Below are 18,053 nucleotides of genomic sequence, written 5' to 3'. Positions count from 1 at the left end.
GTCGTGATCGGATCGTCGGCGGGGGTGCGGCACCTCATCGCCATCGGCATCGGCGCGGGCGACCCGCGCCACCTCACCCTCGAAGCGGTCGACGCCCTCGGCCGCACCGACGTGTTCTTCCTGCCGGACAAGGGGAAGCGCACCGAACGGCTGCTGCGGGTGCGCGCCGAGATCCTCCGCGAGCACGCCGCGGACTCCGCCCGGACCGTCGCGATGCCCGACCCGCCGCGCGACCGCACCACCGCGGGCACCGACGAGTACCGCGCGCAGGTCGACGACTGGCGGCGGCGCCGCGCCGAGCAGTGGGCGCGGGTCGTGCACGAGGAACTCGCGCCGGGGGAGACCGGTGCGTTCCTGGTGTGGGGCGATCCGGCGCTCTACGACAGCACCCTGGACGTCGTCGCGGAGATCCGCGCCGCCGTCGACCTCACCTGCGAGGTGGTCCCCGGCATCAGCAGCGTTTCCGCGCTCGCCGCGCACCACGGCACCACCTGGACCCGGGTGGGCAGGCCCGTCCGCATCACCACCGGCCGTCCCGGCGTGGACCGGCCGGACCTGTCCGAGGACACCCTGGTGATGCTGGACGTGCCTGCGGCGATCGCGGCGCGGCGCGGCGGAGGCTGGTGGATCCACTGGGGCGCCTACGTGGGCACGCCCGACGAGCTCTCGGTCGCCGGTCCGCTCGACGAGGTCGCCGACCGCATCGCCGAGCTGCGCGCCGAGGCCCGCGACCGGCACGGCTGGATCATGGACAGCTGCCTGCTGCGCCCGCCGGCCTGAACCGGCGGCCCGCCCGAGCGGCTACTCCGCCGTGCCGTGGCGGAGGCCGTCGAAGAGGAGTGCGACGATCCGCGCCGCGTCGTCCCGCCAGCCGTCGGTGGCGCGCATCCCGCACACGCCGCCGAGCGCCCGCAGCACCGTCCACCCGTCGACGTCGCCGCGGATCGTCCCGGCCGCCGCACCGGCCCGCAGCAGCGCGTCGAGGCAGTCGGCCATCCGCCACCGGGAGTCGGCGAACACCGCCGAGTCGGTCGCCAGCACGCTCTCCAGCGCGACCGACATGCCCTTGCTGGTGGCGGCGTGCTCGACGAGCAGGTCCAGGAACTCCCGCAGCGCCCGGTCCGGCGCGTGCCGGGCGAGCAGCGCGTCCGGTTCGGCGCACAGCTCGTCGAGGGCCTGCCGGTAGATCTCGGCGATCAGCTCCTCGCGGGTGTCGAAGTGGCGGTACAGGGTGCCGACGGCGACGCCGGCCCGGCGGGCGATCTCGTCCACCCCGACGTCCTCCCCCGCGAGGAACGCCGCCCGCGCGGTCGTGAGCAGGGCTTCCCGGTTGCGGCGGGCGTCGGCGCGCAGCGGGCGTGACGTGGGCAACGGACGACCTCCGAATAAAGTGAGTCCGACTCCGGTTATATGGTGAGCCTGGCTCACTTTACTGGAGGTGCTTCCCATGACGATCGCCGACGAAGGACTCGCCGGACGGCGCGTGCTCATCACCGGCGCCAGCCGCGGACTCGGCGTCGCCACCGCCCGCCGCTTCGCCGCCGCGGGCGCCTACGTCCTCACCGCCTCGCGCAGCGCGCCCCCGGACGACGTGCCCGGCACGTTCCTCCCGGCCGACCTCGCCACCGCCGACGGCGTCGCCGACCTCGGCCGGCGAGTCCTCGACACGGTCGGCGGGGTGGACGTGCTCGTCTCCAACGCGGGCGCCACCAGCGGCTGGGCCGCCGCGCTGGAACGCACCGAGGAGTCGTGGCAGTTCGACCTCGACATCAACCTGCTCAGCGCCGTCCGGCTGGACCGCGCCCTGGTGCCCGGCATGGTCGAACGCGGCTCCGGCGTCGTCCTGCACGTCTCGTCGATCGCGAGCAGGTTGCCGCAGCCCGGCGACCTGTCGTACGCGGCGGCGAAGGCCGCGCTCAACGCCTACAGCCGCGGCCTCGCCGAAGAGGTCGGCACGAGCGGGGTCCGCGTGCTGCGCGTGCTGCCCGGCTTCGTCGCCACCGAAGGCGCCGTCGCGCACCACCAGGAGATGGCCGACGAGCAGGGCGTCGAGCTCCACGAGATGCAGCGGCGCATCGCGGCCCGGCTGAACACGCCGATGGGCCGCCCCGGCGACCCGGAGGACGCGGCCGAGCTGATCGCCTTCCTCGCCTCCGACCGCGCGAAGTGGCTCACCGGCGCCGAATACCGGGTGGACGGCGGCATCATCCCCGCCGTGTGAGCTCGGATCAGCCGCCCAGGTCCGCGGACAGCCAGCGCTCCGGGCGCATCCGGATCACCACGTGCTCCCCGAGCCGCGTCCGCTCGAACTCGACGAACTCGTCCACCCGCGACGCGGGCAGGTAGCGGGCCGCCATTACCCGGGAGCTCTCGGCCGAACCCGGCTCGATCGAGAGCACCGGGCCCTCCACCGAGACGTAGCGGACCGTCGGCTCGGTGCGCTGCGCCAGCATGCTGAACCGGCCCGCGGCCCGGATCGCGCGGGTCTTCCGGGTGTCCGCGCCCGTGTTGATCCACAGCTCGCCGCCGGGCTCGTAGTGGTACCAGATCGGCACCACCAGGGGCGCTCGGCCGGAACCCTCGGCCACCGCCAGGGAACCGGTGTGCGGTTCGGCCAGGAATCGTTCGCGGTCCTGCTGGGAAAGAGCCATGCGACCGACGCTAGCCGCGACCCCTGACAGGCGCTCGACTCCTGCTGCTCGGGAGGTGGGGTGGCGGAACCTCAGCGCACTCCTCGCTGCGGGATCGTTTTCACCGGTGGCTCCGCCACAGGAGAAAACGCTGTCCTCGCGAGGAGTGCGCTGAGAACCCGCGGCGGTGCCGGTTGCTCGGGGGTCGCCGCTCAGCGGCTTCGCCGCTGAGCGGGGAAGAGCTCTTTCGTCAGTCGGCTATGAGGTGTCGCCTGCCGAAGAGGGTGGCGGCGTCGCGTGCCGTCGGGGTGCCCGCGTCCAGGTCGGCGCCCGCCTCGCGCAGCACCGCCACCACCTCGTCGGCGCCCTTGAACAGCGCGCCCGCGATCGGCGACTGGTCCCGCGCGTTGCGCCGGTCCGGGTCCGCGCCGCGGTCCAGCAGCGCGCGGACCGTGGCGGCGTGCCCGTGGTAGGCGGCGAGCATCAGCAGCGTGTTCGCGTCCGCGTCGGTCACGTCCACCGGCAGCCCGTGCTCGACGAACTCCAGCAGCTGCGCGGTGTCGCCCTCCCGGGCCAGGTCCATCGCGATCGCCACGACCCGCTCGGCCTGCTCCGGGGTGAGCTCACCCTCGCCCATGGAAATCCTCCCCAACGGAAGAGAAACCCCGGCGTGGCACGCGGAAGCGCGCGCCACGCCGGGGAATTCGGTCTCACTCAGAGGTTGCCGGCCGCCAGGGCCTCCACTGCCTTGCGGACGCCCTCGCCGTAGGCGGGGTCGGCCTGCGTGCAGTTGTGGATGTGCCGCTCGATGGTGGCCTGCGAGGCACCGTCGATCGCGCGGGCGGTGTTCTCGAACAGGACCTGCTGCTGCTCCGCGGTCATGTTCCGGAACAGGTTCCCGGGCTGCTCGAAGTAGTTGTCGTCGTCCTCGCGGTAGTTGAACCGGTCGGCGACGGCACCCACGGCCTGCTGCGGCTCGCGGTAGGCGGGCTGCTCTTGCCAGCGGCCGTACGAGTTCGGCTCGATGCCGGGGGTGGCGCCCTGGTTGCCGTCGACGCGCATCGCACCGTCGCGGTGGTACGAGTTCACCGGGATCCGCGGCGCGTTGACCGGGATCTGGTGGTGGTTGACGCCGAGGCGGTAGCGCTGCGCGTCACCGTAGGAGAACAGCCGGCCCTGCAGCATCTTGTCCGGCGAGTAGCTGATGCCGGGCACCACGTTCGCGGGCGTGAACGCGGCCTGCTCCACGTCGGCGTGGTAGTTCTCCGGGTTGCGGTTGAGCTCCCACTCGCCGACCTCGATCAGCGGGTAGTCCTTCTTGGACCACACCTTGGTCAGGTCGAACGGGTGGAACCGGTAGCCGTCCGCGTCCGCCTCCGGCATGACCTGCACGTACAGCTTCCACTTCGGGAAGTCGCCGTTCTCGATCGAGTCGAACAGGTCGCGCTGGTGCGACTCGCGGTCCTTGCCGACGAGGGCCTCGGCCTCGGCGTCGGTGAGGTTCTTGATGCCCTGCTGGGTGCGGTGGTGGAACTTCACCCAGAACCGCTCGCCCTCGGCGTTGATGAAGCTGTAGGTGTGCGAGCCGAAGCCGTGCATGTGGCGGTACGACGCGGGAATGCCGCGGTCCGACATGACGATCGTGACCTGGTGCAGCGCCTCGGGCAGGTTGGTCCAGAAGTCCCAGTTGTTCTCGGCGTTGCGCATGTTGGTGCGCGGGTCGCGCTTCACCGCGTGGTTCAGGTCGGGGAACTTCAGCGGGTCGCGGAAGAAGAACACCGGGGTGTTGTTGCCGACGAGGTCCCAGTTGCCCTGGTCGGTGTAGAACTTCAGCGCGAAGCCGCGGATGTCGCGCTCGGCGTCGGCGGCACCGCGCTCACCGGCCACGGTGGAGAACCGGGCGAACATCTCCGTCTTCTTGCCGACCTCGGAGAAGATGCTCGCCGAGGTGTACTGGGTGATGTCGTTCGTGACGGTGAACGTGCCGAACGCGCCGGAGCCCTTGGCGTGCATGCGGCGTTCGGGGATGACCTCGCGGTCGAAGTGGGCCAGCTTCTCCAGGAACCACACGTCCTGCAGCAGCATCGGGCCGCGGGCACCGGCGGTCATGGAGTTCTGGTTGTCCGGAACCGGCGCGCCCGCGGCGGTCGTCAACGGCTTCTGGTTGTTCTCCGGCAAGATCGGCTCCTGTGTTCGGGATTCATTCGGTTCGCGCGCGGCAGGCCGGGCAGGTGCCCCAGTAGGTCACCTCGGTCCGCTCCAGGGTGAATCCCCGCGAGTCGCGGACGTCGAGGCAGGGCGCCGCGCCGACCGCGCCGCGCACGTCGGTGATGCCGCCGCAGCCGCGGCACACCAGGTGGTGGTGGTCGTCCCCCACGCGGGTCTCGAACCGGGCGGGGGAGCCCGCCGGTTCGATGCGCCGCACCAGACCGGCCTCGGTCAACGCGCGCAGCACGTCGTAGACCGCTTGGGTGGACACCGAGCCGAGCTCGCGGCGGACCGCGGTCGCGATGGCATCGGTGTCCGAGTGGGGGTGGTTCGCGACCATCGACAGCACCGCCACCCGCGGGCGCGTGACGCGCAGCGCGGCGTCGCGCAGGAGTGCGGTGGCGTCGATGACCGGCATGACCCGAGACAACCAGCTTTTCTGGAATTAGTCAAGTTTAACTGTGGTGCGGCGTGGCGCCCCGAAGATCACGTCTTCGCAGGTGGGAAAGGCCCTCGCGCAAGTACCGGCCCCGCGCGTTCGCCCGACCGGGGTCCGAAGTTCACCGCACCCCGTACGCGGTCGCGGTCCACAGGTGGAACACCGCGTGCGCCCGGTGCGGCGACCACCCCCGCGCCCGCTCCGCCGCGGCCGCCGCGGACTCCGCGCCCAACGCCCGCCGCAGCACCAGATCGCCCGACGGGAACGCGTCCCCGTCGCCGAACGCGCGCAACGCCAGGTGTTCCACCGTCCACGGCCCCACCCCCGGCAGCGCCAGCAGCTCCCCGCGCACCTCCGCACCCGGGCGCAGCGGCAACCCGTCCGCGACCGCCGCCGCCAGCGCCCGCACCGTGCGGGCGCGGGGCCGCGGCACGCCCACCGCGGTCCGCAACTCCTCCAGCGGCGCCGCGGCCAGCACCTTCGGCGCGGGGAACGCGACCAGCCCGCCCGGCTGCGGCTCGCCGTACTCCGCCAGCAATCGGGCCGCGAACGTGCGGCCCGCCGCCACGCTCACCTGCTGGCCCAGCACCGTCGACACCGCGCCCTCGAACCCGTCCGCCCAGCCCACGACCCGCAGCCCCGGCCGGGCCGCCACCAACGGCTCCAGCAGCGGGTCCGCCGCCAGCACCGCGTCGATCCGCGCCACGTCCGCGTCCAACCCCAGCCAGTGCCGCACCAGCGCCGCCACCTCCTCCTCGGCGCCACCGGCCTCCCCGGACACGGCCACGTGATCCGCCGCCAGCCGCACCGACACCTCGGCGGGACCGCCCGCCAGCGGCAGCAGCCGCCGCACGCACCGCCGCGCCCGGTCCACCCGCTCCGCGCCCGGCAGCGCATGCGCCGCCAGCGCCGCCACCGCCGCATCCACCGCGAACGGGGCCCGGACCGGGATCCGCAGCATCACCGCTCCGGCCACAACCCGGACGAACCCCGGCGGTGGCTGCCCAGCAGGTGCGTGTCCACCATGCCCACCGCCTCCATCAACGCGAACGTCGTCGTCGGGCCCACGAAGCGGAAACCCTTGCCGCGCAACGCCTTCGACAGCGCCACCGACTCCGGGGACGTCGTGGGCACCTCGCTCATCGAGCGCGGGCGCGGCGTCCGCTCCGGGCGGAACGACCACACGAGCGCGTCCAGGCCGCCCTGCTCGCGCAACGCCACCGTCGCCCGCGCGTTCCCGATCGTCGCCCGCACCTTCGCCTGGTTGCGCACGATCCCCGCGTCCGCCAGCAGCCGTGCCACGTCCTCCTCCGCATAGGCCGCCACCCGGTCCGGGTCGAAGTCGTCGAACGCCTTCCGGAAGGCCGGGCGCTTGCGCAAGATCGTCGCCCACGACAACCCGGCCTGGAAGCCCTCCAGCGAGATCCGCTCGAACAGCGGCTGCTCGCCCGGCACCGGCAATCCCCACTCGGTGTCGTAGTACTCCCGCAGCAGCGGATCGGCGGCCGCCCACGGCGGACGGGCCAGCCCGTCCTCCCCGACGATCAGGTCCTGCTCGTGCACGCTTCTCCTCCGCGTTCCGGGGCCAGTCCAGTGACCCGCAGGGTGATGTTGAGGCGGCCCGAGCGCAGCCCGCACGCCGGGTCCGCCGTGCCCGGGCGCACCGCCGGCACACCGTGGTACGCCAGCCGCGACGGGCCGCCGAACACGAACAGGTCCCCCGAGCACAGCTGCACATCGGTGTGCGGGTGGCCGCGGGACTCCGGGTTGCCGAACCGGAACACGCAGGTGTCGCCGATGCTCAACGACACCACCGGTGCCCGGGACAGCTCGTCCTCGTCCCGGTGCATGCCCATCCTGGCGTGCTCGTCGTAGAAGTTGATGAGCGCCGCGTCCGGGTGGTAGTCCGCGGCCTCCGCCGGACCGTACGCCGCGGCCAGCGCCGCCCGGCCCAGCTCGCCCAGCCGGTCCGGGAACGGCGCCACCCGCGCGCCGCCCGCGTCGTCGGCGGTGCGGCTGTAGGCGTACGGGTACCAGTGCCAGCCCAGGCACACCGTGCGCACCGACATCCGGTGCCCGCTCGGCAGCCGCGCCGCCCGCATCGGCACCGGGCCGCGCGCCCACTCCCGGCACGCCGCCACCAGCTCCCGCTGCCGGTCCAGGTCCAACCAGCCCGGCACGTGCACCGCGCCCGGTGCGACGACCCGGGGCGGCAGCGAGAACAGCGGTGCACCCATCGCTCCGATCCTCCTCCTCGGCGGAAGCCGACCGGCACCCCGCCTCGCCGCGTCGTGCTGGGGGAGTGAACGGACCGTTCGTCCAACTAGATCGGACGAACGGTCCGTTCACTCAACTCGGGTTCGGTCGTGTGCGAACGTCCGGTCGGGGTGAACGGCCCGTTTGCCCAACTAGATGGGACGAACGGTCCGTTCACTCGGTGCCGACCGGCAGAGCGAGCCCTGCCCCCACCGTCGCCTGGTGAACGGACCGTTCGTCCAGCTCTATCGGACGAACGGTCCGTTCACTCCGAACCGGTGGTTTCGAGGGTCAGGAGGGTCCGCTTCGCCTCCGCCCCGCCCACGTACCCGCCGGCGCTGCCGTCGGAACGCACCACCCGGTGGCACGGCACCACGATCGGCAGCGGGTTCGTCGCGCACGCCGTCCCGACCGCCCGCACCGCCCGCGGACTGCCCGCGGCGGCGGCGAGCTGCGCGTAGCTGGCGGTGCGCCCGTAGCCGACCTCGGCGAGCCGGGCCAGCACGGTGCGCCGGAACCCGCGGGACAGCCGCCGGTCCAACGCCAGCTCGAAGGAGGTGCGGTGCCCCGCGAAGTACTCGTCGAGCTGCCGCGCGACCCCGTCGAGCCTGCCGGGCGCGTGCAGCACCCGCGGGCTGATCCGCTCGGCCAGCGACGCCAGCACCTGCTCGGAAGCCCCGAACGCGACGCGCACCAGCCCGTCCTCGGTGGCCGCGAGCAGCAGTTCCCCGACCGGGCTGGGCACGGTCCGGTAGGCGACGTCGAGCAGCCCGTCCGCGGCGGCGGCGACGACCACGCGGTCGTGCAGCCGGGCGAGGGTGCCCGCGTCGGTCTCGGGCAGCGCGTCGAACAACCCGTCGGATGTCATCGTGTTCCTCCTCCCGAAGCCGGGTAGCTGCGGCGCAGCGCCCGGATCCCGTCGGCGGCGGCGCGGCGGGCCGCGTCGGTGCTGCCGCCGGTGATGGCCGCGATCTCCGCGTAGGGCAACCCGGCGAGGTGGTGGTAGGCGACGGCGGTGCGCTGCTTGGCGGGCAGCGCGGCCAACGCCTCCCACAGGTCGCCGTCCCAGTCCTCGGGGCGCCCGCGGTGCGCGGGCCGTTCCGGGACCTGCTCGACCGGGTTCGGGCGGCGGGCTCGGGCGCGAGTGGCGTCGATGGCCTTGCGGTGCGCGATGGTCACCAGCCACGCCTGCACGTTCGCGTGCTCGTCCAGCTCGGGGTAGGCGCGCAGCGCGGCGAGGAACGTCTCGGACCAGGCGTCCTCGGCGTCGACCGGCCCGAGGACGGCCCGGCACACCCGCAGCACCACCGCCCCGTGCTCGGCGACGATCTGCTCGAACGGTCTCATCACGTCCAGTAGACGCCGGGCGGCGCCGGAACGTGAGGCGCGTGGTGTTCTTGCCCGCCTCTCGGCACCATCGCCGGATGGGGGACGTCTTCGGCAACCTGGCGTTGATCTCGCTGTTCGTCCTGCTCGGGGGTTTCTTCGCGGCGGCGGAGATCGCGCTGGTGTCGTTGCGGCAGAGCCAGGTGCACCGGCTGGAGGACCTGGGCAGGCGCGGGGCGGGCGTGGCCCGGTTGAAGTCCGATCCGAACCGGATGCTCTCGGCGGTGCAGGTCGGCGTCACGTTCACCGGCTTCTTCGCCTCCAGCTACGGCGGGGCGACGCTCGCGGTGCGGCTGGAGCCGCCGCTGGTCGGGTGGGGCCTGCCGGTGGAGGTGCCGACGACGGTGGCGCTGGTGCTGGTGACCGCGTTCGTGTCGTACCTGTCGCTGGTGTTCGGCGAGCTGGCGCCGAAGCGCCTCGCGCTGCAGAAGCCGGAGGTGGTGTCGCTGGCGACGGCGGGAGTGCTGGACGCGGTGGCGACCGCGTTCCGGCCGGTGATCTGGCTGCTGTCGGTGTCGACGAACGGGGTGGTGCGGCTGCTGGGGGTGAGCCCGCGCGCCGACGAGCAGCAGGTCGGCGAGGAGGAGCTGCGCGACATGGTCCGCACCAGCGACCAGTTCACCACCGAGGAGCGCCGCCTCATCACCGACGCCTTCGAGGTCGGCGACCGGGTGCTGAGCGAAGTGATGGTGCCGCGCACCGAGGTCGACTTCCTCGACGCGGACACCGGCGCCGCCGACGCGGTCGACGAGGTGCTGGGGAAACCGCACTCGCGCTATCCGGTGCTGCGGGACGGTTCCGCCGACGACGTGGTCGGTTTCGTGCACGTGCGCGACCTGTACGAGGCGAGCCGCGGGAGCCGGGCTCGCACGGTCGGTTCGCTGGCGCGGCCGATCACGACGCTGCCGGGCACGAAGCCCGCGCTGGCCGCGTTGACGGCGATGCGCGGTCGCGGCGGCGGACACCTCGCCGTGGTCGCCGACGAGTACGGCGGCACCGCGGGCATCGTCAGCCTCGAAGACCTGGTGGAGGAGATCGTCGGCGAGATCTGGGACGAGTACGACCTGCGCGAACGCCCGGCCGCGCCACCCGCCGAGGGCGTGCTGGAGCTCGACGGCCTGCTGCACCGCAGCGAAGTGGCCGACCGCTCCGGGATCGCGCTGCCGGAGGGCCCGTACGACACCCTCGCCGGGTTCGTCCTCGCCCGCCTCGGCCGGATGCCGCGCGAGGGCGATTCGGTCACCGCCCTCGGCCACGAGTTCACGGTCCGCGCGGTGGAGGGCCGCCGCATCTCCCGCGTCCGCATCACCGGAGCGGCCCCCGACGACGACCGGTGAGACCGGGAGCGGCGCGGAGAACGCCGATGCGCTGAACACGCACCGTGTCCTGTTCGATACCGTACGTGCCGATCTCGTCGCGGAGGGTGCGCGAGGTCCACCGCTGTCGTCCGTGGGGGAGTTCTCGTCGTGGAAGCATTGGTCGCGTTGCTGGGGATCATCGGCCTGGGGGCCATGATCTGGGCGATCGTGCTGGGGGTCCGCCGTCGAGGCCGGTGGGATCCGGTGGTGCGCAAGGGTTTCTGGCTCCGGTTCGGCAGCGGTTATGCGGCGATGTTCCTGGCGCTGCTGCTGGATCCGGCCGAACCGGACGCCTTCGCGGGATTCCTGCTGCTGACCGGGATCGGGCTGATCGTCTGGTCCGGCGTGTTCGCGGTCCGGCATCCGCGCGGGTGGGACCGGACGATCACCCGCGGGTTCGCGGCTCGGCTGGCGCCGGGAGCGGTCCTGTTCGGCGTGGCGTTCGCGTTGCTGCCGCCCACCGGGTCGACCACGCGGGTGGTGGCCGATCAGGCGGCGCAGCCTTCGGCGACCGCGCCGGCGCCGAGCACCCCGGCCGCGCCTCGACCGCGCCGGCGCCGAGCACCCCGGCCGCGCCTCCCGCTCCGGCGCTCCCGGCCGGTGTTCCGGCGGGGGTGCAGCGCGCGGTCGTGCTGAGCGTCGAGGCCGGCACTCGGCTCCGGCTCACCGCCGTCGAGGACGGGGCGATGCCCGGTTCCGTCCCGCGCGGCGTCCGGCTGCTGCACGTCCGCCCCGTCGCGGACTGCTTCCGGGAGGAGGCCACCGCCGAGCTGAACCGGCTCGCCCCCGTCGGATCGGTGGTCTGGGTGCTCCCGGACGTGCAGCCGCAGGACGAGCAGGGGTGGGACCTGCGCTACCTCTGGAACGACCGCGGGGAGTTCGTCAACGCCGACCTGGTCGGCGGTGGTTTCGCCGTCGCCGAGCAGATGCCGCCGAATTCGCTGCGCTGGGCGGAGATCTCCGCGGCGGGCGGGCGCGCCGAGCCGGCGGGCGCCGGGGCCTGGGCGGTGTGCGGCGCGGCCCGGGAGAGCTCCACGGCGGAACCCGATCCGCGGCCGAACCCCGAGCCGAACCCGGAGCCGAAGCCCCGGCCGAACCCGCAGCCCGCGCCGGACCCGACCTACGCGTCGGACGACGAGGACGACGAGGACGGCGGGGACGGCGGCGGTGCCGCCTACTACCCGAACTGCACGGCGGCGAAGGACGCGGGCGCGGCTCCCCTCTACCGCGGTCAGCTGGGATACCGCTCGGCGCTCGACCGGGACGGCGACGGGGTCGCCTGCGAGACCTGATCGCCGTCGGAGCTCGGCCCGCCCCCGCAGGCCTCGCCGGGCCGCAGTCGCGCGGCGGGAACCCGCACCGTCAGGTCAGGTGGGTGCGCTGGCCGTCGTGGTCGAGGATGGTGAGGATCTCCGCCGGTCCGCCGCGTGCGCCGAACGCGTGCGGGGTCATGGTGCTGAACTGCGCGGCCTGCCCCGACTCGATCAGGATGGTGCGTTCGCCGAGCACCAGCTCCACCGTCCCGGACAGCACCGTGAACCAGTCCTTGCCCGGGTGCACCGCCAGCCGCCCGGAGTCCCGCGCCGGCGCGGGCCGGGTGAGCCGCATTTTCGCGACGGTCATGCCGTGCGGCCCGGAGTCCTTGCTGAGCAGCCAGGACGTGGCGCCGCGGGTCTCGTCGCGCACCGGGCGGATCACCACGTCCTCGTCGGTGGCCGATTCGACCAGCTGGTCCAGGGTGGTGCCGAGCGCGCGGGCCAGCGGCGCCAGCTGGTCCAGGCTGATCCGCCGGTGCCCGGTCTCGATGCGGCTGAGCGTGGAGGTGCTCAGGTAGCAGCGCGCGGCCAGCTCGTCGAGGGACAGGCCCCGCGAGGTCCGCAGGCTCCGGATCCGTTGCCGGACGAGGGCGTCCAGCTCACCGTCTTGCGTCATGAGCAAAACAGTATGCCATCGACGCAACCCGCGGCTACCTTGGCGGCATGGCACACCACGAACACCCGAACACCGACGACACCGCTCAATTCGAGATGCTTGATCTCGACGCCGAGGTCATGCACGACCACCTGGCGGAGCTGACCGGGGAACTCGCCGAACTCGTCGACCCGCCGGTGCACCGGATCCTCGACCTGGGCTGCGGCACCGGGGCGGGCACCTTCGTCCTGCTGGAGCGGTTCGCGCGGGCCACCGTGCTCGCCGTGGACACCGACGATTCCGTGCTCGCGCACCTGACGACCAAGGCCGCCGCCCGCGGCGAAGCCGACCGGGTGCGCACCGAGCGCGCCGACCTCGACGCCGGATTCCCGTCGCTGGACGCGCCCGTCGACCTGGTGTGGGCGTCCGCGTCCCTGCACCACCTGGCCGATCCGGCGCGGGTGCTCGGCGAGGTGTTCGCGGCGCTGCGGCCCGGCGGGGTGCTTGCGGTGGCGGAGCTCGACTCGTTCCCCCGGTTCCTGCCCGACGACCTGGGTTTCGGCCGGCCCGGCCTGGAGGAGCGCTGCCGCGACCTGCTCGCCCGCAAGCGTGCCGAGCACCTGCCGCACATCAGCGCCGACTGGGCGGAACCGGTGGCCGGAGCCGGTTTCACCGCGGTCGCGCACCGCACCGTCGACGTCGACCTGCCCGCCCCGCTGCCCGCCGTCGCGCGGCGCTACGCCGAGGTGACGCTGCGCCGGATGCGCCCGTTCCTCGACGCGTCCCTCGACGAGGCCGACGTCGCGGCCCTCGGCGAACTCCTCGACTCCGACGGCCCCGGCGCTCTCCGCAGCCGCGACGACCTCACCATCCGAGCCACCCGAACCTTCCTCGCCGCCCGCCGCCCCTGATCGGGCTCCGAGCGGACGGGGTGGGTCCGCCGTTCCGGTGAGGTTCGGCCGCGCGGCGGTGTCGACGGCAGCCCGAGTCGATCATGATGCCGGTGTCGTGGGGGCCGGCGCGCACCCCGCGGAGGGCGGGCGTTCGATCGCGATCCGGCGGCCGACCGGGCGATCGGATCCGGCCGGACAGTGCTTATACTGTTCGTGACAGTGCAAGTGTCACGATCGGTTGTGAGGTGCTCGATGCCTGATCGTTCCGGTGTCGAACCCGCCCGTCTCAGCTGGACGCGCCCCGGATCCGGCGCGACCGCCGTGGCACCCGGAACGCCGGTGCTGAACACCCGGAGTCCCAGCGTGGCGCGGTGCTTCGACGCGCTGCTCGGCGGCAAGGACCACTACGCCGTGGACCGGGCCGTGGTCGACGCCGCCCTGGAGATCGCCCCCGGCCTCGTCGTCGCCACCCAGGACCACCGGGAATGGCTGATGCGGGTCGTGCGCTACCTGGCGGGCACCGTCGGCATCGACCAGTTCCTCGACATCGGCGCCGGCCTCCCCACCGGCGAGAACACCCACGAGGTCGCGCAGCGCGCCAACCCGGACGCGGTCGTCGTGTACGCCGACCACGACCCGATGGTCTTCTCCCACGGCCAAGCGCTGCTCGTCGACAACGACCACACCCACTTCGCGTTCGCCGACCTCACCGAACCGGAGACGCTGCTGGCGCTGCCCGCCGTGGCCCGCAACATCGACCTGTCCCGCCCGGTGGCGATGCTGCAGGGCGCCACGTTGCAGCACGTCGCGGACGACCGGTCGCCGCACCGCGTGCTGGCGCGGTACCTGGACGCGTTCGCGCCCGGCTCCTACGTCGCGATCAGCCACCTGCACAGCCCGGCGGACCCCGCGCACGCGGCGCCCCCCGCGCAGCTGGAGAAGCTGATGCTCGCCGAGCTCGGCACCGGCTGGTTCCGCGGGCGGGCCGAGATCGAGGCGCTGTTCGACGGCACCGAGATCACCGAACCCGGCCTGGTGCGCCCTCTCGACTGGTGGCCGGACGGCCCGCGGCTGCGCGCCCGCGTACCGGCGCAGAACCTGTTGCTGTGCGGGGTAGGCCGCAAGCCCTGACCGGTCCACCGCGCACCCGGTCGCACTCGGTGGTCTGGCAGGATTCCGACGTTGCACCGGGCGTTGAGGTGGAGGCTGACCCGTGTTCGTTCTTGGCATCGACAGTTCGACCCAATCCACCAAAGCGGTCGTCGCCGACGCGGAGACGGGCCGGGTCGTGGCCGAGGGCAAGGCGCAGCACCCCACCGGGACCGAAGTGGACCCGTGGGCGTGGTGGACCGCGGCGCGCGACGCCATCGAGCAGGCCGCCGCGCACACCCCCGGTGAGATCGGCGCCGTCTCGGTCGCGGGCCAGCAGCACGGCATGGTCGCGGTCGACTCCGCGGGCGACCCGGTGCGGGATGCGTTGCTGTGGAACGACACCCGCTCCGCGCCGCAGGCCCGCGCCCTGGTCGCCGAGCACGGGGCGGCGGTGATGGCGGAGCGCACCGGTTCAGTGCCCGTCGCGAGCTTCACGCTCACCAAGCTGGCCTGGCTGGCCGAGCACGAACCGCACCGCGCCGACCTGGTGGACCGGGTGCTGCTGCCGCACGACTGGCTGACCTGGCTGCTCGCCGGACGGCCCGAGCGGGCCTGCACCGACCGCGGTGACGCCTCCGGCACCGGCTACTTCGCGCCCGCCACCGGGGAATGGCTGCCGGACCTGCTCTCCGCCGCGATGGGCGGCCGGAGCCCGCGGCTGCCGGACGTGCTCGACCCGGCCGGATCCGCGGGCCGTGCCACGGGATTCGCCCCGTTGGAGGGGGCGCTGCTCGGCGCGGGCACCGGCGACAACATGGCGGGCGCGCTCGGCATCGGTGCCGGGCCGGGCGACGTGGTGGTGTCGCTGGGCACCTCCGGTACCGCGTTCGCCGTCGCCGAGCACCCCAGCGCGGACGAGACGGGCCTGGTCGCCGGGTTCTGCGACGCCACCGGCCGCTACCTGCCGCTGGTGTGCACGCTCAACGCGGCCCGGGTGCTCAGCGGTGCCGCCACGATGCTCGGCACCGACCTCGCCGGGCTGGACCGGCTGGCGCTGGAGGCGGCACCCGGCGCGGGCGGGCTCACCCTGCTGCCCTACCTGGAAGGCGAACGCACCCCGGACCTGCCGGACGCCACCGGCACGCTCGCCGGGATCCGCGGCGGCAACATGACCCCGCAGAACCTGGCCCGCGCCGCCGTCGAAGGCATGCTGTGCGGCCTCGCCGACGGGGTCGACGCGCTGCGGGCGGCCGGGGTGGAGGTGCGGCGCGTGCTGCTGATCGGCGGTGCCAGCGAATCGGCCGCGGTGCGCGCGGTCGCCCCCTCCCTGTTCGGGGTGCCGGTGGACATCCCGGAAGCCGCCGAGTACGTGGCGCTCGGCGCCGCGAAGCAGGCCGCCTGGGTGCTGTCCGGCGCCGCCGCACCGCCCGAGTGGGAACTGCGCTCCAGCCGCTGCGACGCCGCGAACGCCTACCAGGGCGATGCGGTCCGCCACGCCTACCACGCCACCCGCGAACGCCTGCACGGCGTCTGATCCCCCTGCGCGGCAAGGAGAACCGCCCGGACGGACCAGCGAGCGCTGCGGCGATCGGGTGGTCCGCGCCGCGGAACGCCGACCCGGCCGGGAACCCCCGATACGTTCGATCACGGTCCGGATCATCGGGGAACGCGGAGGTTCGCGAGGATGAGCACCGATCACCGCGGGGAGAAGCTGCGCCGCGCCGCGGAACGCGCCGTCGCCGCCTACCCGTCGCTGGCGAGCTGGCAGCGGCAGGTGCTGGCCAGGTTCCTGGTGGAGGGCCGCGGCGGCTGGCGCACCCACGTGCACACCGCTTTCCCGGACGTCCCCGCCGGCCACCCCGACGCGCTGCTGATCGGCCCGCTCGGCGTGCTGGCCGTCCTCGTCCGCGACGCCGAACCGGAACCGGGCGAAGTCCGCGCCGCGCTGCGGCACGCGACCGAGCCGTTCATCGGCGTGCGCACCTCCGCCGGGGTCGTCAGCGAGTCGGTGGTCCGGCCCGTGGTGGTGCTGCCCGCGGGCGCGGAACCGTCGAAGCGATCCGCCGGTCACCACCTCGTGGTGACCGGGGCGACGCTGGACCGGGTGCTGCGGAAGGGAGAACGCAGGCTCACCGGGCGCGACGTGGAGTCGCTGCTCGGGCGTCTGGGCGAGTCCGCGTTCCTCCCGCTCGTGCCGCGGCAGGACACGGCCCCCGCGGGCGCCGGGGCCGAGCTGTTCGACCTCGACGACCTGGCGAAGGACCGGTTCGACGCGGTGCTGGACGGCCCGTTCGAGTCCTGGCTGACATTCCTGGACGACTCGCAGCACGCGATGGTCCGCCGCGACTACAGCGGCCCGGCCCGGATCAGCGGGCCCGCGGGCACCGGGAAGTCCGTGGTCGCCCTGCACCGGCTGGTGCGGATGGCGCGGAACAGCGTGGGACCGCTGCTGTTCACGACCTTCGCCAGCAACCTGCCGCCGATCGCGCAGCGGTCCTTCCACCGGCTGGCCCCCGAACTCGACGGGCGCGTCCGGTTCGACCACCTGCACCGCTGGGCGCGGGAGTTCCTGCGCAGCCGCGGGAACGAGCTGCCGGTCAAGTCCTCGGCGGACTGCTTCTCCCGCGCCTGGTCGAAGTTCGGCAAGCACACCAGGCTCGCCGAGCTCAACCGGCACGAGTACTGGCGGGACGAGATCGACCGCGTCATCAAGGGCCGCGGCATCACCGCACTCGCCGAGTACCAGGGCCTGCACCGCACCGGACGCGGCCTGCGCTTGACCGCGGCGGACCGCGAACTGGTGTGGCGGCTCCACGAGCACTACGAGCAGATCCGCCGGGAGCGCGGCCTGCACGACCACAACGACGTGTTCACCGAGGCGTGCGCCGAACTGGAACGGGAACCGCTGGAGCGGCCGCTGGCCGGCGTCGTCGTCGACGAGGTGCAGGACATCACGCTCGTCGGGCTCCGGTTGGTGCACGCCCTCGCCGGGGACGGGCCGAACCGGCTGCTGCTCGTCGGCGACGGGCAGCAGCAGATCTACGCCGGTGGCTGGCGGCTCGTCGACGCGGGCATCCCCATCCGGGGCCGTGGCGAGGTGCTGCGCACCAACTACCGGAACGCCTCGCGGATCCTGGAATGGGCGCAGCGGTTCGACGCCACCAACCAGGTCGACGACCTCGACGGTGCTCCCGGGTTCTCGCTGCGCGAGTCGGTGGCGACGTACCACGGTGGGGACGTGGTGCCGTGGAAGGACCCGGAACGGCTCGAAGACGCGCTGGTCGCCGCCGTGCGCGACCGGCCCGAACCGGACGACGTCGCGGTGCTGACGTTCGAGAAGTCCGCCGCGGACCGGTGGCGGGACGTGTTGCGCCGCAACGGGATTCCGGTCCGGAACCTGGACGGCTGGGCCGGGGAACGGGACGGTCGGGTCAGCGTCGGCACCGTGCACCGCGCGAAGGGCCTGGAGTTCCGCGAGGTGTTCGTCCCGGAGCTCCCCGCCGAGGACGGGGACGACGATCGCGACCGCGATCTGCGGGAACTCGCGCAGCGCGCCCGGCTCGTCGCGCTGACCCGCGCCCGGGACCTGCTGTGGGTGGGGCCGCCGCGTGCCGCCGGGTGAGGCCGGAACGGAGGAGCCGCGGCCGTGCCGGGGGAATCGCGGTGGCGGACCGGCCCGTTCGGGCTGAACCGCGCGGAGGACCCCGGGACACCGCCCTGCTTTCGGTGCCGCGTCGAAGGAGAGGAGAGCCGCGTTGTCCGAACCGGGTGCGGTCGTCGTGATCGTCGTGCTGATCCTGTTGCTCGTGCTGGTCGGGTCCGCGTCCGGGAAGTCCGGCGGACGCGGGGGCGGGGGCTGGCACGGCGACGGCGGCAGCGG

General features: G+C 73.6%; 20 protein-coding genes. 9 read left to right on the top strand and 11 right to left on the bottom strand.

Going from position 1 to position 18,053, the window contains the following annotated elements; translation table 11 throughout:
• The first annotated feature begins 3 nt into the window (after window positions 1–3).
• Window positions 4–780, top strand: coding sequence for a precorrin-6A synthase (deacetylating) (gene cobF, locus LCD35_RS19725; protein ID WP_225044622.1), 777 nt, complete (start codon window positions 4–6; stop codon window positions 778–780).
• A 21-nt stretch (window positions 781–801) separates the two neighbouring features.
• On the opposite strand, the gene LCD35_RS19720 is transcribed toward cobF, so the two are convergent.
• Entirely contained in the window at window positions 802–1,371 is a 570-nt protein-coding gene (locus tag LCD35_RS19720; RefSeq protein WP_225044621.1) for a TetR/AcrR family transcriptional regulator, read from the bottom strand.
• A 76-nt stretch (window positions 1,372–1,447) separates the two neighbouring features.
• On the opposite strand from LCD35_RS19720, the gene LCD35_RS19715 reads away from it, so the two are divergent.
• Complete coding sequence (locus LCD35_RS19715) at window positions 1,448–2,221, top strand: oxidoreductase (protein WP_225044620.1); 774 nt, start codon at window positions 1,448–1,450, stop codon at window positions 2,219–2,221.
• 7 nt (window positions 2,222–2,228) lie between these two features.
• Here the strand turns inward: LCD35_RS19715 and LCD35_RS19710 are convergent, their stop codons facing one another.
• The 9 genes from LCD35_RS19710 to LCD35_RS19670 form a co-directional block, all read right to left on the bottom strand.
• Window positions 2,229–2,651, bottom strand: a complete 423-nt coding sequence (locus LCD35_RS19710) for a pyridoxamine 5'-phosphate oxidase family protein (RefSeq protein ID WP_224961834.1) — start codon at window positions 2,649–2,651, stop codon at window positions 2,229–2,231.
• Between the two features lie 229 nt (window positions 2,652–2,880).
• Window positions 2,881–3,267, bottom strand: coding sequence for an ankyrin repeat domain-containing protein (locus LCD35_RS19705; protein ID WP_224968488.1), 387 nt, complete (start codon window positions 3,265–3,267; stop codon window positions 2,881–2,883).
• 77 nt (window positions 3,268–3,344) lie between these two features.
• Entirely contained in the window at window positions 3,345–4,808 is a 1,464-nt protein-coding gene (locus LCD35_RS19700; protein ID WP_224963270.1) for a catalase, read from the bottom strand.
• 22 nt (window positions 4,809–4,830) lie between these two features.
• Window positions 4,831–5,256 carry a Fur family transcriptional regulator gene (locus LCD35_RS19695; RefSeq protein ID WP_224963272.1) on the bottom strand — a complete coding sequence of 142 codons (426 nt, stop codon included), beginning with the start codon at window positions 5,254–5,256 and terminating at the stop codon, window positions 4,831–4,833.
• A 142-nt stretch (window positions 5,257–5,398) separates the two neighbouring features.
• Window positions 5,399–6,238, bottom strand: a complete 840-nt coding sequence (locus tag LCD35_RS19690; protein WP_225044619.1) for a DNA-3-methyladenine glycosylase — start codon at window positions 6,236–6,238, stop codon at window positions 5,399–5,401.
• Window positions 6,238–6,840, bottom strand: coding sequence for a DNA-3-methyladenine glycosylase I (locus LCD35_RS19685; protein ID WP_308016928.1), 603 nt, complete (start codon window positions 6,838–6,840; stop codon window positions 6,238–6,240). Before LCD35_RS19685 ends, LCD35_RS19690 begins: the two co-directional genes overlap by 1 nt.
• Window positions 6,822–7,514: an alpha-ketoglutarate-dependent dioxygenase AlkB gene (locus LCD35_RS19680; protein ID WP_224968484.1), complete on the bottom strand. Its 693-nt coding sequence runs from the start codon at window positions 7,512–7,514 to the stop codon at window positions 6,822–6,824. Before LCD35_RS19680 ends, LCD35_RS19685 begins: the two co-directional genes overlap by 19 nt.
• Before the next feature lie 284 nt (window positions 7,515–7,798).
• Complete coding sequence (locus tag LCD35_RS19675) at window positions 7,799–8,401, bottom strand: methylated-DNA--[protein]-cysteine S-methyltransferase (RefSeq protein WP_224962411.1); 603 nt, start codon at window positions 8,399–8,401, stop codon at window positions 7,799–7,801.
• Window positions 8,398–8,880, bottom strand: a complete 483-nt coding sequence (locus LCD35_RS19670; protein ID WP_224962409.1) for an RNA polymerase sigma factor — start codon at window positions 8,878–8,880, stop codon at window positions 8,398–8,400. Before LCD35_RS19670 ends, LCD35_RS19675 begins: the two co-directional genes overlap by 4 nt.
• Before the next feature lie 77 nt (window positions 8,881–8,957).
• Here LCD35_RS19670 and LCD35_RS19665 point away from each other — a divergent pair, with 77 nt between their 5' ends.
• The 3 genes from LCD35_RS19665 to LCD35_RS19655 all read left to right on the top strand — a co-directional run bounded on the left by LCD35_RS19665 (window position 8,958) and on the right by LCD35_RS19655 (window position 11,569).
• A complete protein-coding gene (locus LCD35_RS19665) occupies window positions 8,958–10,256 on the top strand; it encodes a hemolysin family protein (protein ID WP_224962406.1) in 1,299 nt (432 codons plus the stop codon).
• A 129-nt stretch (window positions 10,257–10,385) separates the two neighbouring features.
• Window positions 10,386–10,913, top strand: coding sequence for a hypothetical protein (locus tag LCD35_RS19660; protein WP_224977974.1), 528 nt, complete (start codon window positions 10,386–10,388; stop codon window positions 10,911–10,913).
• On the top strand, window positions 10,892–11,569 hold the full coding sequence (locus tag LCD35_RS19655; protein ID WP_225044618.1) for an excalibur calcium-binding domain-containing protein: 678 nt from the start codon (window positions 10,892–10,894) through the stop codon (window positions 11,567–11,569). The genes LCD35_RS19660 and LCD35_RS19655 overlap by 22 nt, the downstream gene beginning before the upstream one ends.
• Before the next feature lie 70 nt (window positions 11,570–11,639).
• Here LCD35_RS19655 and LCD35_RS19650 read toward each other — a convergent pair whose 3' ends face one another.
• A complete protein-coding gene (locus tag LCD35_RS19650) occupies window positions 11,640–12,209 on the bottom strand; it encodes a helix-turn-helix domain-containing protein (protein ID WP_224962403.1) in 570 nt (189 codons plus the stop codon).
• A gap of 47 nt (window positions 12,210–12,256) precedes the next feature.
• Here LCD35_RS19650 and LCD35_RS19645 point away from each other — a divergent pair, with 47 nt between their 5' ends.
• The 4 genes from LCD35_RS19645 to LCD35_RS19630 all read left to right on the top strand — a co-directional run bounded on the left by LCD35_RS19645 (window position 12,257) and on the right by LCD35_RS19630 (window position 17,795).
• Window positions 12,257–13,099 (top strand): class I SAM-dependent methyltransferase, encoded by an 843-nt coding sequence (locus tag LCD35_RS19645; protein ID WP_224968480.1) that lies wholly within the window; start codon window positions 12,257–12,259, stop codon window positions 13,097–13,099.
• Between the two features lie 234 nt (window positions 13,100–13,333).
• Window positions 13,334–14,212: an SAM-dependent methyltransferase gene (locus tag LCD35_RS19640; RefSeq protein WP_224962398.1), complete on the top strand. Its 879-nt coding sequence runs from the start codon at window positions 13,334–13,336 to the stop codon at window positions 14,210–14,212.
• An 82-nt stretch (window positions 14,213–14,294) separates the two neighbouring features.
• Window positions 14,295–15,707, top strand: coding sequence for a xylulokinase (gene xylB / locus LCD35_RS19635; protein WP_224962396.1), 1,413 nt, complete (start codon window positions 14,295–14,297; stop codon window positions 15,705–15,707).
• Between the two features lie 150 nt (window positions 15,708–15,857).
• A complete protein-coding gene (locus LCD35_RS19630) occupies window positions 15,858–17,795 on the top strand; it encodes a UvrD-helicase domain-containing protein (RefSeq protein WP_224962394.1) in 1,938 nt (645 codons plus the stop codon).
• Window positions 17,796–18,053 lie beyond the last annotated feature (258 nt).

This window comes from Saccharopolyspora sp. 6V, from assembly GCF_020176785.1.
In the GTDB taxonomy this organism is placed as follows: domain Bacteria; phylum Actinomycetota; class Actinomycetes; order Mycobacteriales; family Pseudonocardiaceae; genus Saccharopolyspora_C; species Saccharopolyspora_C gregorii.
The sequence above is the reverse complement of the archived record's forward strand: the minus strand, read 5'-3'. Positions and strand labels throughout refer to the sequence as shown.